At 71.5% G+C, this 16,724-nt stretch carries 16 protein-coding genes; 9 read left to right on the forward strand and 7 right to left on the reverse strand.

Features of this window, described 5'->3' with window-relative positions; all coding sequences use genetic code 11:
• Nucleotides 1-483: 483 nt before the first annotated feature.
• Both CP973_RS01445 and CP973_RS01450 read left to right on the forward strand, forming a co-directional pair.
• On the forward strand, nt 484-948 hold the full coding sequence (locus CP973_RS01445; protein WP_150236850.1) for a hypothetical protein: 465 nt from the start codon (nt 484-486) through the stop codon (nt 946-948).
• Between the two features lie 194 nt (nt 949-1,142).
• Complete coding sequence (locus CP973_RS01450; RefSeq protein ID WP_030374491.1) at nt 1,143-1,709, forward strand: bacterial proteasome activator family protein; 567 nt, start codon at nt 1,143-1,145, stop codon at nt 1,707-1,709.
• Nucleotides 1,710-2,028: 319 nt separating this feature from the next.
• Here CP973_RS01450 and CP973_RS01455 read toward each other — a convergent pair whose 3' ends face one another.
• On the reverse strand, nt 2,029-3,762 hold the full coding sequence (locus tag CP973_RS01455; protein WP_150236852.1) for a Stk1 family PASTA domain-containing Ser/Thr kinase: 1,734 nt from the start codon (nt 3,760-3,762) through the stop codon (nt 2,029-2,031).
• 472 nt (nt 3,763-4,234) lie between these two features.
• Here CP973_RS01455 and CP973_RS01460 point away from each other — a divergent pair, with 472 nt between their 5' ends.
• On the forward strand, nt 4,235-5,899 hold the full coding sequence (locus CP973_RS01460; protein WP_150236853.1) for a protein kinase domain-containing protein: 1,665 nt from the start codon (nt 4,235-4,237) through the stop codon (nt 5,897-5,899).
• 317 nt (nt 5,900-6,216) lie between these two features.
• Here CP973_RS01460 and CP973_RS01465 read toward each other — a convergent pair whose 3' ends face one another.
• The 3 genes from CP973_RS01465 to CP973_RS01475 all read right to left on the reverse strand — a co-directional run bounded on the left by CP973_RS01465 (nt 6,217) and on the right by CP973_RS01475 (nt 8,684).
• Nucleotides 6,217-7,257, reverse strand: coding sequence for a phosphotransferase (locus tag CP973_RS01465; protein WP_150236856.1), 1,041 nt, complete (start codon nt 7,255-7,257; stop codon nt 6,217-6,219).
• 23 nt (nt 7,258-7,280) lie between these two features.
• Nucleotides 7,281-7,697 carry a pyridoxamine 5'-phosphate oxidase family protein gene (locus CP973_RS01470; protein ID WP_150236858.1) on the reverse strand — a complete coding sequence of 139 codons (417 nt, stop codon included), beginning with the start codon at nt 7,695-7,697 and terminating at the stop codon, nt 7,281-7,283.
• 324 nt (nt 7,698-8,021) lie between these two features.
• Nucleotides 8,022-8,684, reverse strand: a complete 663-nt coding sequence (locus CP973_RS01475; RefSeq protein WP_150242979.1) for a response regulator — start codon at nt 8,682-8,684, stop codon at nt 8,022-8,024.
• A 353-nt stretch (nt 8,685-9,037) separates the two neighbouring features.
• Between CP973_RS01475 and pdhA the strand changes: the two genes are divergently transcribed.
• Genes pdhA through CP973_RS01490 form a run of 3 tightly spaced genes read left to right on the forward strand, consistent with a single transcriptional unit; the run spans nt 9,038 to nt 12,714 of the window.
• A complete protein-coding gene (gene pdhA / locus CP973_RS01480; RefSeq protein WP_150236860.1) occupies nt 9,038-10,228 on the forward strand; it encodes a pyruvate dehydrogenase (acetyl-transferring) E1 component subunit alpha in 1,191 nt (396 codons plus the stop codon).
• Nucleotides 10,229-10,230: 2 nt separating this feature from the next.
• The gene (locus CP973_RS01485) at nt 10,231-11,214 is read left to right on the forward strand and encodes an alpha-ketoacid dehydrogenase subunit beta (RefSeq protein ID WP_150236862.1); all 984 of its coding nucleotides are present in this window, start codon (nt 10,231-10,233) and stop codon (nt 11,212-11,214) included.
• A 21-nt stretch (nt 11,215-11,235) separates the two neighbouring features.
• Nucleotides 11,236-12,714, forward strand: coding sequence for a dihydrolipoamide acetyltransferase family protein (locus tag CP973_RS01490; protein WP_150236864.1), 1,479 nt, complete (start codon nt 11,236-11,238; stop codon nt 12,712-12,714).
• Between the two features lie 138 nt (nt 12,715-12,852).
• Here CP973_RS01490 and CP973_RS39810 read toward each other — a convergent pair whose 3' ends face one another.
• Together CP973_RS39810 and CP973_RS01495 are read right to left on the reverse strand one after the other, a co-directional pair.
• Nucleotides 12,853-13,029 carry a hypothetical protein gene (locus CP973_RS39810; RefSeq protein WP_167538255.1) on the reverse strand — a complete coding sequence of 59 codons (177 nt, stop codon included), beginning with the start codon at nt 13,027-13,029 and terminating at the stop codon, nt 12,853-12,855.
• Between the two features lie 207 nt (nt 13,030-13,236).
• Complete coding sequence (locus CP973_RS01495; RefSeq protein ID WP_208853116.1) at nt 13,237-13,647, reverse strand: GNAT family N-acetyltransferase; 411 nt, start codon at nt 13,645-13,647, stop codon at nt 13,237-13,239.
• Nucleotides 13,648-13,931: 284 nt separating this feature from the next.
• Here CP973_RS01495 and CP973_RS01500 point away from each other — a divergent pair, with 284 nt between their 5' ends.
• From CP973_RS01500 to CP973_RS01510, 3 genes are all read left to right on the forward strand, one after another.
• Complete coding sequence (locus CP973_RS01500; protein ID WP_150236868.1) at nt 13,932-14,777, forward strand: GNAT family N-acetyltransferase; 846 nt, start codon at nt 13,932-13,934, stop codon at nt 14,775-14,777.
• Between the two features lie 133 nt (nt 14,778-14,910).
• Nucleotides 14,911-15,123, forward strand: coding sequence for a DUF397 domain-containing protein (locus CP973_RS01505; RefSeq protein WP_150236870.1), 213 nt, complete (start codon nt 14,911-14,913; stop codon nt 15,121-15,123).
• Nucleotides 15,124-15,420: 297 nt separating this feature from the next.
• Nucleotides 15,421-15,717, forward strand: a complete 297-nt coding sequence (locus CP973_RS01510) for a hypothetical protein (RefSeq protein ID WP_150236872.1) — start codon at nt 15,421-15,423, stop codon at nt 15,715-15,717.
• A 62-nt stretch (nt 15,718-15,779) separates the two neighbouring features.
• Here the strand turns inward: CP973_RS01510 and CP973_RS01515 are convergent, their stop codons facing one another.
• Entirely contained in the window at nt 15,780-16,565 is a 786-nt protein-coding gene (locus tag CP973_RS01515; RefSeq protein WP_150236874.1) for a TetR/AcrR family transcriptional regulator, read from the reverse strand.
• Nucleotides 16,566-16,724 lie beyond the last annotated feature (159 nt).

Genomic DNA, 16,724 nt, shown 5'->3' on the forward strand with positions numbered 1-16,724 from the left:
CTTCCCCCGGTACCGATCACTCCGGTGCCCGTGCGCTCGATATCCGTGGCCCTGGCAGCGGGACGGCGGTGCCGTCCCCGACCGCTCCGTCCCCGTAGGTTCCGGCCCGGTCCCCGTAGGCTCCGGCTCCGTCCCCACCGGCCCCGCCCGCGCCTCGCAGCCCGCCTGCTGCTCGCCACGGCCCTGCTGCCCCTCCCGTACGCGACAGCGGCCACAGCGGCCACAGCATCAGCAGCGACCCCGCGCCACAGCGTTCTCACACACAACGCCGCGGACCAGGCCCGTACGCTCCCCGACCGCAACCAGGGCCCCGCCCACCCTGACAACGCCGACCACGCGGAACCCCCGGAAACCGACGCGGGAACCGATACCGGCACCGGCACCGGAACCAGCACCCCTACCCCCACCCCCACTCCCACCCCGCGCCCCACCACCCCCCTCGACGCCCTCAGCCGCCTGGTCCCCCTCGTCCCCGGCCTCCCGGTGCCCTCCTCCGGACCGGCGTCCGGCTCCGGTGCGGACGACCCTCGCCCGGCCCTTCCGCCGGCGCCCGGCCCGTCCGCCCCGAACGGCGTCTCGGCCGACGGGGACCCGCAGAACGGCCACGCGTCCCGGCCCCCGTCCCCCGCGGCCTCCAAGTCCCCCGGAAGGCCCTCGCCCGCCCCCTCGCGGCCCCGCCGGAGCGACCTCGCCGGACGCCTCGCCAACCGGCCCTACGTACCGCTGCCGCCCCTCCAGGCCCCCGCCTCGTCGGCCCTCGCCCGGCCGCACGGCCCTTCCCGTTACGCGCCCGGTGCCGTACCCGGCGCCGCCTCGGCCGCGAAGCGCACCCCGGGCACCGCCGCCGGGCCGGGCAACGGCGTCCACCGGGTGCTGCCGCTGGGCGCCGGTATGGCCCTGACCGGTCTCGGGCTGGCCTTCATCGCCCTGCGGCTCAGACGCTCGTGACCGGCCCGCCGCTCCCCGGCCCGAAGCCCACCCCGGGCCCACCCCGGGCTCACCTTGGGCCCGCCCCGGGCTCACCTTGGGCCCGCCCCGGGCACACCCCGAGTTCACCCCAAAGCTCATCCCCCTCCGGAGGTTGGATCATCTTTCTCCCAGGGCACAACCGTTCCTAGTCAGCTGTACGAGAGAATGGCGGCATGGATATGCCGATGAACGAACGGTCGCAGGAGAGCCCGCACGTCCTGGTTGTCGGCCCGGACGGGATGGCTCTCGGCAGCGCCGGCTCCGGTGGCGGGGACGGCGACGACGAGTCCCGCGAGGTTCCCGTGACGGACATGGTCGAACAGCCCGCGAAGGTCATGCGCATCGGCAGCATGATCAAGCAGCTCCTCGAAGAGGTGAAGGCCGCTCCGCTGGACGAGGCGAGCCGGGTGCGTCTGAAGGAGATCCACTCCAGCTCGGTCAAGGAGCTGGAGGACGGCCTGGCGCCCGAGCTGGTCGAGGAGCTGGAGCGGCTGTCGCTGCCGTTCACCGACGACTCGGTGCCCACGGACGCGGAACTGCGCATCGCGCAGGCCCAGTTGGTCGGCTGGCTGGAAGGCCTCTTCCACGGTATCCAGACGGCGCTGTTCGCCCAGCAGATGGCGGCCCGCGCCCAGTTGGAGCAGATGCGCCGCGCGCTGCCGCCCGGTGCGGTGCCGTCCGAGGACCTGGAGCAGGCCCAGCAGAGCCAGGGCGGCGCCCGCTCCGGCCCGTATCTTTAAAACCTTTAACGGCCCCGCAAACCCTGCAAGGCAAGGCCCGCAACGGCCCCGCAAGTCCTGCAAGGCAAGGCCCGCAACAGCCCCGCGAACCCGTCAACGGCCCGCAAACCCTTCACCGGTCCCGCCCAACGGAAAAGGGCCCGCCGCGCACCCCGCGCGCCGGGCCCTTCCCATCGGTCCGGACGGTCAACCACGGCCGACTGCCGCCGGTTCTAAGACCTGCCACCGCCGGTCCCAAGGCCTGCCGCCGCCGGTCCCAAGATCCGCCTTCGCCGGTCCCACGACCTGCCGCCGGTCCTACGACCTGCGCCCCGTGGTCCTACGACCTGCGCCCCGTCGACACGGTCAGGTGAATCTTCTCGCCGGACGACGGGTCCCACATCGAGATCGGCGACTGGCCGATGACGGTGTTCTTGCCGTACAGGGAGTTGTTGCGCTCGGAGATGTCGTACGACCAGCCGGCCGCCTCCATGCACTTCTTCACCGAGTCCAGGTTCTTGCCGTAGAAGGACGGCAGGAAGATCTTGCCCTTCTGGCTGTAGCTCTTGACCGGGTCGGTGCAGCGCGTGGTCGAGATCGTGGCCGTCGGGTCCTCGGGCCGGACCGAGTCGGAGGGGGACGGCGAGTAGCTGTACGCGCCGGTGGGGCGCGGGTTCGGGCTGTCGCCGCCGCTGCTCAGGCCGATGCCGATGGCGATCGCGGTGACCACGACCACGCCGACGACGGCGGAGACCACGATCACCGGGGTGTTGCTCTTGCCGGAGCGGTTGCCGCCGGGGCCGGGGCCGGGACCGACCGGCGCGGGCGCGGGTGCGGGCGTGGAGGGGCCCGCGTACGGGGGCGGGGTCTGGAAGCTGTTGTTGAACGGGGCCGGGCCCGGGCCCTGGGAGGGGATGGGCCCCGGCGGCTGGAAGGCGTTCACCGGCGGCGGCGTGGACGGCGCGGAGGGGCCGAAGCCGGGTCCGCCGTTCGCCGCCGGGCCCGGGCCCATCGGCGGGCCCGCCTGGGGCGCGGCCTGCGTCGGCTGGTAAGGCGTCTGCACGCTCGGCGGCGCCGGGGTGTGCGGGCCCGCGGCGTTCGCGGAGGCGGCCGGGAAGACCGCGGAGGACACCGAGGAGCCGCTGTTACGGGCGCGCGGGCCCTCGCTGATGATGAGCGGCGTCGCGCCGGGCTGGCCCGACCCGGCGACGCGCAGGCACTCGTCGCGCATCGCCTCGGCGGTGGGGAACCGCTCGTTGGGGTTCTTCTTCAGCGCGCGGGCGACCAGCGCGTCCACGGCGGGCGGCAGCGACCGGTTGATGCTGGAGGGGACCGGCGGCTCCTCCTGGACGTGCGCGTACGCGATGGCCAGCGGCGAGTCCGCGTCGAAGGGCAGCTGCCCGGTCAGCAGCTCGAAGAGCATGATGCCGACCGAGTACAGGTCCGAGCGGGCGTCCACGCCGCGGCCCAGCGCCTGCTCGGGGGAGAGGTACTGCGGGGTGCCGACGACCATGCCGGTCTGCGTCATCGAGGTGACGCCGGACTGCATGGCGCGGGCGATGCCGAAGTCCATGACCTTGACCACGCCGCGCTTGTTCAGCATGACGTTGCCGGGCTTGATGTCCCGGTGGACCAGCCCCATTTCGTGGCTGACCTCCAGGGCGGCCAGCACATCGGCGGTGATCTTCAGCGCCTTCTCGGTGGGCATCGCGCCGTGCTGGGCGATGTCCCGGTCCAGGTCGGAGCGGAGTGGCTGACCCGCCACGTACTCCATGACGATGTACGGCACCATGCCGCCGTCGAGCTCGTCCTCGCCGGAGTCGAACACCGAGACGATGTTGGTGTGCGTGAGTTTGGCCACGGACTGGGCCTCGCGCCGGAAGCGCTCGCGGAAGGCCTGCTCGCGGCCCAGCTCGGTGTGCAGGGTCTTGATCGCGACCTCGCGGTCCAGCACGCTGTCGTACGCGAGGTGCACGGACGCCATGCCGCCGGCGCCCAGAAGATCGCGGAGCTGGTAGCGTCCACCGCCCACCGAACGGCCCTCGTACCGGCCCTGAGCGCCGTCCTGGCTCATGGTTCCGCTTCCCCCTTGGCGCGCTGTTCCCGCGCACGTGTTGCGGCGCGCCGCGCCTCGTGGCTCTTTGCTGCTGTGCCCGTCCGTGCAGCGCTTCTGACGTGATGACGTGTACGTACAGACGTTACTCAACGTCGTGGGCTGCGGCTCGTGCGCCTGTGGACGTGCCGAGATCAGTATGGGTTGTTCGAGATCGGTGGTTGAACCGGAGCCCAGTCTGCCCCAGGGCCGGTACACGTCAAGCCGTGTGCCCGTTCCGTGACCAGATGCGCAAGATCCCATTACGGTCCTGAACCGTTCGGACCGCCGATCGGCCCGTGATTACCGCGGGTTAACTTGCGACAATGGGCCCGCAGAAGGTGTGATGACCGGTCCATCACGGGACCGGTGTATGCCGCGGAGCCTGTAGCGTGCTCTAGCGAAGACCGAGACCTTACCGCTGTGATGCGGATTGATACGACGGCGAGGACCGATGGCACCGACGCAGAGCCCACAGGGCCCGTCCGATCCTGATGCCACCGGCTCCCACTCTCCCGATGCGAATCTCCCCGATGCGCCGGAGATGTGGGGCAATGGCGGTTTGGTGGGCGACGGACGCTACCGGCTCACGCGCCGGCTCGGACGTGGCGGCATGGCGGAGGTGTTCGCCGCCGAGGACGTGCGCCTCGGCCGCACCGTCGCCGTCAAGCTGCTGCGGGCCGACCTCGCGGAGGACCCGGTCTCCAAGGCCCGCTTCACCCGCGAGGCACAGTCCGTCGCGGGGCTGAACCACCACGCGGTGGTGGCGGTGTACGACTCCGGCGAGGACTACGTCGGCGGCAACACGGTGCCGTACATCGTCATGGAGCTGGTCGAGGGCCGCACCATCCGCGACCTGCTGCTGAACGCGGACGCGCCGCCGCCGGACCAGGCGCTGATCATCGTCTCCGGGGTGCTGGAGGCGCTGGCCTACAGCCACCAGCACGGCATCGTGCACCGCGACATCAAGCCCGCGAACGTGATCATCACGCACGGCGGCGCGGTCAAGGTGATGGACTTCGGCATCGCCCGCGCGCTGCACGGCGCGCAGTCGACGATGACCCAGACCGGCATGGTCATGGGCACGCCGCAGTACCTCTCCCCGGAGCAGGCCCTCGGCAAGACCGTGGACACCCGCTCCGACCTGTACGCGACCGGCTGTCTGCTGTACGAACTGCTGGCGCTGCGCCCGCCCTTCACCGGCGAGACCCCCCTGTCGGTCGTCTACCAGCACGTCCAGGACATGCCGGTGCCGCCCTCGGAGGTCTCCTCCTCGGTGCCGCCGGAGCTGGACGGCCTGGTCATGCGCTCGCTGGCCAAGGACCCGGACGACCGCTTCCAGACCGCGGAGGAGATGCGCGGCCTGGTCCAGTACGCCCTTCAGATGCTGCACGAGCAGGGCGGCCACAGCGGTACGTGGAACACCGGCCCGGTCGCCGTGCACGACGGCGGGCACACCCCGGCGATGGGCTCGATGGCGGCCACCACCGCCCTGCCGCACCCGGACCACGGGCAGACCGCGGCGCAGCCGATCCTGCCGCCCGGCATGCGGGACGGCGACGGCGGCTACGAGGGCGGTCCCCGGCCCGCCAAGGGCGGCCGCGGCAAGATCTGGCTGATCGCGGCGCTCGCGGTGATCGCCATCGCGGTCGGCGTGGCCATCGCGATCAAGAGCGCGGGCGGCGACGGCAAGCAGAAGGACCCGCAGCCGACCAAGAGCCCGTCGGTCTCGCAGAGCACCGAGGACCAGAGCTCGGAGACGCCGTCCGAGGAGCCGTCGACCCCGCACACGCAGCCCGGCGGCACCGGCGGCGACTCGGGTACGTGGAACCGCCCGTCGACGCGCCAGCCGACCACGCCGCGCACGTCCCAGTCGCCCTCCTCGAAGCCCACGCCGTCGTCCAAGCCCCCGACGTCCCCGCCGCCCTCCCATTCGTCGTCCACCGGCGGCTCGACCGACGGCGGCACGAACGCCGGCACCGAGGGCGGTAACAACGGCGACAGCAAGGGCGGCACGACGAGCGGCACCACGAGCAACGGCGGTACGACCCAGGGGAGCGGTTCGGGCAGCGGCGGCCCGGCCGGCACCGGCGCGATCGGCGATTCGGACGGCAGCTGACCGCACCGCCGCCCCGCGGCACCCCTCCTGAGCGCCTGACCACGACGGGCGGCCGGATCCCCGGCCGCCCGTCGCGGCGTACCAGGGCCGACGGGCGGCCGGAGCAACCGTCAGGGGCCCCGGACTGGTACGGGCCCAGGGCTGGTAGGGGTCTCGGACTGTTACGGATTCCGGACCGCTACGGGTTGTGGACCGCTACGGGTTGTGGACCGCTACGGGTTGTGGACCGTTTACGAGTCCCGGACTGGTACGGGCCCCGGACCGTTACGGGCCCCGGACCGGTCCGGGTCCCGGACCGCTACGGACTCCCGCCGCCCTCACTCCGTGAAAGCCGCCCGCACCGCCCCGTACTCCCGCGTCCACCACACCGCCAGCGCCGCCGCCGCCGGGAACTGCGGATCGGCCCGCCGGTCACCCAGCCGGTAGCGCCAGTCGAGCATCCAGAAGTCGTTGAGCCGCTCCCACCACACCCGGCGCACGGCGTCGGCCAGTTCCCCCGCACCGGCCCCCGAGGCGCGGCGGTAGGCGCCCGCGTAGGCCCGTACCTTCGGCAGGTCCAGGGTGCCCGCGGGCTGGACGAAGAAGATCGCGGCGGCCCGTACGGCCTCTTCGGCGCGGGGCTGCACGCCCAGCCGGTCCCAGTCGACGATGGCGGCCGGTTCGGCGTCCCGGTAGAGCAGGTTGAGGGGATGGAAGTCGCCGTGCACCCAGCCGGCGGCCGGGACCCGGTCCGCCCCGGGGCGGCGGTGGGCCACCCGTTCCAGCAGGGCGCGGCGCTCCAGCAGCCGGTGTTCGGCCAGTTCGTCGAAGCTGCTGCGCGGCCGGGACCGGCGGGCGAGCGCCAGCAGTTCGTCGATCATCTCGAAGGTGCGCGCGGGGTCGGCGCCCGCGTGCTCGTACGGGGCACCGGGCCCCGCCGTGTCGCGCGTTATGACCTGCTCCAGCGCCAGGTGCACATGCCCCAGCAGGGCGCCCAGGCGGCGCGACTGGTGGCGGGTGAGCGCGGCGCCGTCGCGGTGCCGGCCCTCGACCCAGGGGTGCAGCGCGTAGCAGCGGCCGCCGAGGACCGTGACCGTGCGGCCGTCCGCGTCGGCGAGCGGCGGGGCGACGGGCAGGCCGAGCGCGCCCAGGCGGCGCGTGGCGCGGTGCTGGCGGGCGATGGCGGCCTGGTCGCCGTCGAGGTGGTGCTTGAGGAAGTAGCGGCCGTGTGTGGTGGCGAGGCGGTAGCCGCGGTTGAGCAGCCCCTCGGCGACCGGTACGCACGACAACGGCTCCCCGGCGCCGTAGCGGCGCAGCAGGGAGCCGAGGGTGTGTCCGTCGGGAGGGGCCGCCGTCCGGACATCGGATGAGCGCAGCACGCGCCAGATGTTAGATCACCGCGTCACGCTGAGTGGGCGTATCGGAACACAGGGACATCGGAGAGGTGGTGGACCTTGACAAACTCCGGTTCTATGCGGAGGAAAACCGGGTCGAAGGGCTCTCCGTCGGCCAGCCGGGGGGTGCGGCCGAACTGCTCGAACTCGTCCGGCGTCGGCGCGATGGCGCGGGCGGTGCCGGTGAACTGTACGGACCAGGTGTCGGCGGCGCCGGAGTTGGCGTTGTCGGCCTCGTAGGCGACGACGTTGCCGTCCAGGGCGCGGTGGTAGCCGTAGCCGCGGTGCAGCCGCAGCAGGAGCCGGCCGTCGACCACGATGTGCCGCGTGACGGCGGTGAAGGGCAGGGCCCGCAGGCTGGCCGACACCCGTCCGTAGGGGGTGCGGGCCAGCAGCTCGATGGCGCGGTAGTCGTCGGTGGGCATGCGTACACCCTGCCGTGCCGGGCCGCGGGAAAGTAGAGGCCCCCGCCCCGGCGGAAACGGGACGTTGGTCCTGAATAGGGCGGGAGTTTGTCAGTTCCGAGCGTTTTGCATGGTCGGAGCGGTGTGGCGGGGGCGGATTTCTTGTGGCGGACCGGTTTGCGGGCGGAGCGGAAGGCCGTATTCCGCTTTCCGACCCGGCCATCGTCCGGCCTCCGGCTTCCGGCCCCCGGTTTCCAGCCCCCGGTTTCCGGTTCCCGGCCTCCCGCTTCCGGCTCCGCCCTCCGGTTACCGGTTCCGGTCCGTGCCCCTAGTGCCGCTCCGCCTTCATCCGTGCCGCTCCGCCTTCATCCGCGCCACATACGCCGCCGCCTGCGAGCGCCGTTCCATGCCCAGCTTCGACAGCAGGCTGGAGACGTAGTTCTTGATGGTCTTCTCCGCGAGGTGCAGCCGCTCGCCGATCGCCCGGTTGGTCAGCCCCTCGCCGATCAGGTCCAGGATCTTGCGCTCCTGGTCGGTCAGGCTCGCCAGCCGCTCGTCGCCGCGGGCGTTGCCGCCGTCCCGCAGGCGCTCCAGTACGCGGGCGGTGGCCACCGGGTCCAGCAGCGACTTGCCGGCCGCCACGTCCCGTACGGCGGTCAGCAGCTCGTTGCCGCGGATCGCCTTGAGCACGTACCCCGACGCACCCGCCATGATGGCATCGAACAGGGCCTCGTCGTCCGCGAAGGAGGTGAGCATCAGGCATTTGATGCTCTCGTCCTGGGACCGGATCTCCCGGCAGACCTCGACGCCGCTGCCGTCCGGCAGCCGGACGTCCAGTACGGCCACGTCGGGGCGGGTCGCAGGGATCCTGACCAGGGCATCTGCGGCGGTGCCGGCCTCGCCGACCACCTCGATGTCCTCCTCAACGGAGAGCATTTCGTGGACGCCGCGCCGGACGACCTCATGGTCGTCCAGCAGGAATACCGTGATTTTTCCGTCTTCGCGCACCTGCTCAGTCTCACACACGAACTCTTCCAATGCTCCTGGTCACCGATATAACGTGCCGTTGTCCCGGCGGGCTGCAACGCTGAGAACAGGGGATAGCCGACTGATCGGCCACTTGCTCGGAAATCCAAGCAAATTACTTGGAACCCCAAGCAAAGTCGCAGGTCAGCTCCCTTTTCGCCTAGGCTCCGGAAATAGGGCACACCGCCCGCCTTCCGGCAGGCCGTGGCCGGGACACCTTGTTCCACCCGGGCCACGTCGTGCCGCACACACCCCGTGCGCCGTATCGGATACCGGGTGAGCCGCAATACGGCCACCGGCGGACCCCGGGGGCCGGACAGACGGAGGAGCAGCACGTGACCGTGGAGAGCACTGCCGCGCGGAAGACGACCCGCGGCGGCGGGAAGCGCGCCACCGCGAAAAAGGCAGCACCCGCCAAGAAGAAGGCGGCGGCCGCGGCCCCCGCCGAGGCGGAGCAGGACCAGCTCGTACAGCTGCTGACCCCGGAGGGTGAGCGGGTCGAGCACCCGGAGTACTCGATCGACCTGTCGGCGGACGAACTCCGCGGCCTGTACCGGGACATGGTCCTCACGCGGCGCTTCGACGCCGAGGCGACGACCCTCCAGCGCCAGGGCGAGCTGGGCCTGTGGGCCTCGCTGCTGGGCCAGGAGGCCGCTCAGATCGGCTCCGGGCGCGCGCTGCGCGACGACGACTACGTCTTCCCGACCTACCGGGAGCACGGGGTCGCCTGGTGCCGCGGCGTGGACCCGACCAACCTGCTGGGCATGTTCCGCGGTGTGAACAACGGCGGCTGGGACCCCAACAGCAACAACTTCCACCTGTACACGATCGTCATCGGCTCGCAGACGCTGCACGCGACCGGCTACGCGATGGGCGTCCAGAAGGACGGCGCCGACTCGGCGGTCATCGCGTACTTCGGCGACGGCGCGTCCAGCCAGGGCGACGTGGCCGAGTCCTTCACCTTCTCCGCGGTCTACAACGCCCCCGTGGTGTTCTTCTGCCAGAACAACCAGTGGGCGATCTCCGAGCCGACCGAGAAGCAGACCCGCGTCCCGCTCTACCAGCGGGCCCGCGGCTACGGCTTCCCGGGCGTCCGGGTCGACGGCAACGACGTGCTGGCCTGCCTGGCGGTGACCAAGGCCGCCCTGGAGCGGGCCCGCTCGGGCGAGGGTCCGACGCTGGTCGAGGCGTTCACGTACCGGATGGGCGCCCACACCACCTCCGACGACCCGACGCGCTACCGCCGCGACGAGGAGCGCGAGGCGTGGGAGGCCAAGGACCCGATCCTGCGGCTGCGCACTTACCTGCTGAACGAGGGCTTCGCCGACCAGGCCTACTTCGACTCCATCGAGGAGGAGAGCGAAGCGCTGGGCAAGCGGGTGCGTGAGGTGGTCCGGGCGATGCCGGACCCCGACAACATGGCGATCTTTGAGAACATCTACGCCGACGGGCATGCGCTCGTGGACGAGGAACGCGCACAATTCGCCGCGTACCAGGCGTCGTTCGTGGACGCGGAGGAGAACTGACCATGGCCGTCTTCGAGAAGATCACACTGTCCAAGGCGATCAACGAGTCGCTGCGCGCCTCCATGGAGGCCGACCCCAAGGTCCTGGTCATGGGCGAGGACGTCGGCAAGCTCGGCGGCGTCTTCCGCGTCACCGACGGCCTCCAGAAGGACTTCGGTGAGGAGCGGGTCATCGACACCCCGCTCGCCGAGTCCGGCATCGTCGGCACCGCCATCGGCATGGCCCTGCGCGGCTACCGGCCCGTCGTGGAGATCCAGTTCGACGGTTTCGTCTTCCCCGCGTACGACCAGATCGTCACCCAGCTCGCCAAGATGCACGCCCGCGCCCTCGGCAAGGTCAAGGTCCCGGTCGTCATCCGTATCCCGTACGGCGGCGGCATCGGCGCGGTCGAGCACCACTCCGAGTCCCCGGAAGCGCTCTTCGCGCACGTCGCGGGCCTGAAGTGCGTCTCCCCCTCCAACGCCTCCGACGCGTACTGGATGATGCGCCAGGCCATCGAGAGCGACGACCCGGTCATCTACTTCGAGCCCAAGCGCCGCTACCACGACAAGGGCCGCCTGGACACCGAGGCGATCCCCGACCCGCTGCACAAGGCGCGGGTGGCGCAGCCCGGTACGGACCTGACGCTCGCCGCGTACGGCCCGATGGTCAAGGTCTGTCTGGACGCGGCCAAGGTCGCGGCCGAGGAGGGCAAGTCGGTCGAGGTCCTGGACCTGCGCACGATCTCGCCCATCGACTTCGACGCGATCCAGTCCTCGGTCGAGCGGACCCGTCGCCTGGTGATCGTCCACGAGGCACCGGTCTTCCTCGGTACGGGCTCGGAGATCGCCGCCCGCATCACGGAGCGGTGCTTCTACCACCTGGAGGCCCCGGTGCTGCGGGTCGGCGGTTTCCACGCGCCGTACCCGCCGTCCAGGCTGGAGGACGAATACCTGCCGGGTCTCGACCGGGTGCTCGACGCGGTCGACCGCGCGCTGGCGTACTGAAGGGCTTGAGGAGTAGTGACCATGACTGCAACCGAGCAGCGCTTCCGCGAGTTCAAGATGCCCGACGTGGGCGAGGGACTCACCGAGGCCGAAATCCTCAAGTGGTACGTCCAGCCCGGTGACACCGTCACCGACGGCCAGGTCATCTGCGAGGTGGAGACCGCCAAGGCCGCCGTGGAACTGCCCTGCCCGTACGACGGCGTGGTGCGCACGGTGCACTTCGAGGAGGGCACCACGGTCGACGTGGGCACCTCGATCATCGTGGTGGACACCGACCCGGGCGCGGGCCCGGCCGAGGCTCCGGCGGCCGAGTCCGCGCCGGCCGCCGAGGCGGAGGAAGAAGCCGAGCCGCAGGGCCGGCAGGCCGTCCTCGTCGGTTACGGCGCGGCGCCGTCGTCCACCAAGCGCCGGGCGCGCAAGGCGCAGCCGGGCGGGGCGGCGCCGGCCGCCGCGGCGGTGCAGGCGGAACTGAACGGGCACGCGGGGACTGCGGCCCCGGCGCCCGCCGCTCCCGCCACGCCCGCCACCCCCACGGCTCCCGCCACCCCGGCCGCTTCCGCCGCCCCTGCGGCTTCCGCCGTTCCCACCGCGGAGCGGCCGCTGGCGAAGCCCCCCGTCCGCAAGCTGGCCAAGGACCTGGGCATCGACCTGGCGGCGGTCACCCCGACCGGTCCGGACGGCGTGATCACCCGCGAGGACGTCCACGCGGCGGCGTCGGCTGCCGCGCCTGCCGCCGAGGCCCCGGCCGAGGTGGCCCCGGCCGCTTCCGTGGCCACCGGCGGCTCCGAGGCCGTCCGCGCCCGCGAGACCCGTATCCCCATCAAGGGCGTACGCAAGGCCACCGCCCAGGCGATGGTCAAGAGCGCCTTCACCGCGCCGCACGTCACGGAGTTCATCACCGTCGACGTGACGCGCACGATGAAGCTCGTCCAGGAGCTGAAGCAGGACCCCGACATGGCGGGCCTGCGCGTCAACCCGCTCCTGCTCGTCGCCAAGGCCCTGCTGGTCGCCATCAAGCGCAACCCGGAGATCAACGCGGCCTGGGACGAGGAGAACCAGGAGATCGTCCGCAAGGACTACGTGAACCTGGGCATCGCGGCGGCCACCCCCCGCGGTCTCATCGTCCCGAACATCAAGGACGCCGGGGCCAAGACCCTGCCGCAGCTGGCGGCCGCCCTCGGTGAGCTGGTCAGCACGGCCCGCGAGGGCAAGACGGCTCCCGGCGACATGGCCGGCGGCACCGTCACGATCACCAACGTGGGTGTCTTCGGCGTGGACGCCGGCACCCCGATCCTCAACCCCGGGGAGTCCGCGATCCTCGCCTTCGGCGCGGTCAAGCTCCAGCCCTGGGTCCACAAGGGCAAGGTCAAGCCCCGCCAGGTCACGACGCTGGCGCTGTCCTTCGACCACCGCCTGGTCGACGGCGAACTGGGCTCGAAGGTCCTCGCGGACATCGCCGCGATCCTCGAACACCCGAAGCGCCTGATCACCTGGGCGTAAGCGGTACCGGCCTGACAAGCGGGCGGGCCCGGAGCGACCGGCATGGTCGTCTCCGGGCCCGCCCGGTGGCGTCTGTGTCTGGTCAGCCCCGGATGAGGCGGCTGTGTCCGCCGGCCCCGGATGAGGCGTTCGCGTCTCTCAGCCCCGGATGATCTCCACTGCGCGGCCGAGGTGCCCCACGGGCCCGTCCGGCGCGTTGTGGCCGCCCTGGGCCGCGCCCTTCGTCAGCGCGATCCCGCCCCACAGCGCGGCCACGAGCAGCGCGACCATGACGGTGGTCCGAGCACGTCGGCCGGCGGTCGTCCTGGACTGCATGGTGGTCTCCCCTTGCGTACGGTTCGGAGCCTGACCGGCCCCTCCCTTCCATTACGTCACGGGAGAACGCCGATTTCGTACGCGCCAGGTACAGACTCACGTCAGCCTTAAGTCGGACACCGGCCGGTCCCTGGGTACATCCTCCGACAGATCGCGGGTCCGACGACGGGCCACTTCCCCGGCTGGCCCCGGGGCGGGGGACGGGCCTCAGGCGCTGAGCCCGGGCAGTGTCCAGGCGGAATCGTGGTGGTTGAACCCTATATGCGGGTAGTAGCCGACCGCGCCCGGTGCCGAGAGCAGGATCAGCTTGGCCTGCGGGGCCGCTTCCCGCGTGACGCGGATGAGGTCGCGCCCGACGCCCTGCCCCTGGAACTCGGCGTCGACAGCGAGGTCGCTGAGGTACGTGGCGTAGGCCCCGTCGGTCATCGAGCGGGCGATGCCGATGAGACGGCCGTCCTCGGTACGGGCGGTGACGACGAGGTTGGCGCCGGCCAGCATGCGGGTGAAGCGCTCCGCGTCCTCCACCGGGCGGCGCTCGGCGAGGGTGGACGCGCGGTAGAGGGCCGCGGCTTCCCCGACGTCCAGGCTGGCGCCGACAACGTGCTCACACTTCCACATAAGGGGCGTCTCCTTCGCCATTTCTCCGGGCCTCGCCGGAGCGGGTGAGTCCACCCCCGGCCGGTAGGTCCCACTCCCGGCCGGGTTTCCGGTTGACCTGCCGCACCAGCATGATCGACCACCCGGTGATCCGCGAAGGGAAAGGCGATCCGCGAAGGGAAAGGCGATCCGCGAAGGGAAAGGCCGACGGCAAATGCGTCTGGGCACGAGGAGGCTACGGGCGAGGCCCCCTCCCGTCCCAAATGGAGTTGCCGACGCTGCCCTGCCTGCTTATCGTCGGCCGGATGAGCAGCCCGACGATCATCCGCCCCTACCGCCCCGAGGACGAACCGGATGTCACCGACCTCTGGTCCCGCGCGGTACGTAAGGCCCACCCCTTCATCGAGGGCGAGGGCACGGGTGAGCGCGCGCGGCTGCTCCGGGAGGTCTACCTCGTCCAGGCGGACAACTGGGTCGCCGAGGACGAGCGCGACGGCAAGGTCCTCGGTCTCCTCGGCCTGCTCGGCTCCGAGGTCGGCGGCCTGTTCGTAGCCCCCGAGGCGCAGGGCCGCGGCATCGGCACCCAGCTCCTCGAACACGCCGCCGCCCTTCGAGGCGCCCTCACCCTCGAAGCCTTCGAACGCAACGAAGCGGCGCGCGCTTTCTACACCCACCTCGGCTTCACGGAGCGCTCGCGCCGTACGGACGAGTCCACCGGCGAGATCCTGGTCGCCCTGGACCGCCCGGCGCCCCTCCGCTCCGTCTCCTGGCTGCACGTAAGGGACGGCCGCCTGCTCAGCGTCCGTACGCGCGGCAACGACACGTTCTACCTCCCCGGCGGCAAGTACGAACCGGGCGAGACCGCCCCCGAGGCCCTGTCCCGCGAACTCGCGGAGGAACTGGGCCTGCACGTGCCGGCCGGCGAACTGCGACAGGCCTTCACCATCCACGCCACCGCGCACGGCGTGAACGCCGGCCGCCGCCTCCACATGACCTGCTTCACCGGCGGCCCGCAGGACATAGACCCCGCCCCCGGCCGCGAAATCGCCGAGTACGCATGGTTCGACCGCCACGAGTCGCGCGAACGCTGCGCCCCGGCACACATGCAGGTGGTCAACCGCCTGATCGCCGAGGGCCGCATGGCCGCATAACGGCGGCCCGCAGCTCCAATTCGGCGCTCAGGCGCGTGATGCGGTCGAAGATGGCTCGGTGGTGCAGGGCATCGGCCTCGCAGCACAACTCGGCAGCACTGATCGCCGGCGTCCTCAAGGAGATGTAGCTTCTGTGTCCGACTTCGCCTTCACAAAGTCCAGCTACAGCGGCGGCAACCCGGGCCAGGATTGCGTCGAGGCGGCAACCAACGTGCCCGCCGTCGTGGCTGTCCGCGACTCCAAGGACGCGTCGGGTCCCGTCTTGCTTTTCGGTGACCGCGAGTGGCTGGTCTTCCGGTCCGCCATAATCGCCGGGTGCACGCGCCCGGCGGCCCTCATCACGTGACAGAAACCGCCCGCCGAGCCTCGGCATACACCGCGCTGATTTCATCCATCGCGTCCCGCCAGTCCGGATCGCCGCAGTCGCGCGTGTGAATCAGGCCGGGTCCCGCTTCGGTCACAGCAGCGCCACAGGACGGGGAAAGAAAGGTCGGGTGGCCCTTCGGGGGCGGTGCTCACACTGCTGGATCGCTCCCGTAACCGTATCGACGGAGTGCCGTACCCGGCGGGTCCGTGATGGCATACCCCACCCCCTCCCCGGGCAGGCGCGCCCCGCACGACTCAGTGTCGAAAGGAACGTGTGATGCGAAGCAAGTGGGTGCGGCGGATTTCGGTGGCCGCGAGTGGGGCGGTTGCCGCGGGGGTGCTGCCGCTCGTGGTGGCGAGTCCGGCGCAGGCGTGGTCGGCGGACTGCCAGAAGTACCTGCGGCAGAAGGGCTACAGCGTCCCCACCGGCGGCGAGGCCGCCAAGGCGTGCTCGATCGCGGAGGACGGTGAAGGGTCGGCGTACTCGCTCGACATCTGCCGGACGCGGCTGGAGTCGCTGCACGTGAAGAACAAGCACTCGGTGCCCGCGTGCAAGAAGGGCGCTGCGCGGTAGGGGCGCCACGTACGGGAGGGAGGGCCCTGGCGGCTACGGTCGCCAGGGCCCTCCCTTGTGGATCAGGTGCCGGCGGCCAGACCCACCGCATCGGCCAGCGCACCCATTTCCAGGTCCAGCAGCGTGCCCGCGTCGTGGCCCATGCCCTTGAAGTTGCCCTGGACTTCGAGGCTGACGATGCCGTGCATGCGGGTCCAGGCGAGTACGGAAGCGGCGAGGGCGGGGACCGGGTCGGCGGCTTCGGGGGCGTAGGCGGCGACCCAGTCGGCGACCGCGGGGGTGTCCGTCACCCAGGCGCGTACCTCGCCGTACAGCGGTTCCGCCGCCGGCCACGGCGCGCCCTCGGCCAGGACGGCCACGAACGGCCCAATGACCGCGCGGGCGCTGTCCGTTGTGTGGGCGGGCGCCTCGTACGCCACGGCGGGCGTGCCCGCGAGGAGCCGGTAGCGGTGGGGCTGGGCGAGGGCCCAGTCGCGGTACGCGTGGGCCAGGGCGAGCAGGCGCTCGCGGGGTGAGCGGGCGGCGACCCGGTGCGCCGCCGTACGGATGGCCTCGGCGGCGTCCTCGTAGCCGTCGCTGATGAGCGCGGTGAGCAGGTCGTCGCGGTTGCGGAAGTACTTGTAGAGGGCCGGGCCCGACATGCCGAGGGTCTTGGCGATGGCGTTGATGCTCAGCGCCTCGATGCCGCCTGCCGCGATCTGCGCCAGCGCGGCCTGCTTGATCTCCTGCTGGACCTGCGCCCGGTAGCGCTGGCGTGGCGTCTGGGCGGGGTCGGGAGCGGGCGCGGGGGTGGACGTGGGGGTGGACGCGGGCTTGGGCGCGGGGGTGGGGCTGGCGGACGGCGGCATGGGGCGGCTCCGGCGGTCACGGACGGGGTGTTCTCCAAGGGAGTGTTCTCCAGGGGAGATGGTATCGGCTGTAGATTTGGTTAGAGCTTGTAGCTATATTGAGTGGTGTTAGCGCGCCCGTGCTCCGGAGTCGCGTTCCTTTGGACGAAGAGGTTTCGC

The sequence above is a fragment of the Streptomyces albofaciens JCM 4342 genome (assembly GCF_008634025.1).
Classification (GTDB): domain Bacteria; phylum Actinomycetota; class Actinomycetes; order Streptomycetales; family Streptomycetaceae; genus Streptomyces; species Streptomyces albofaciens.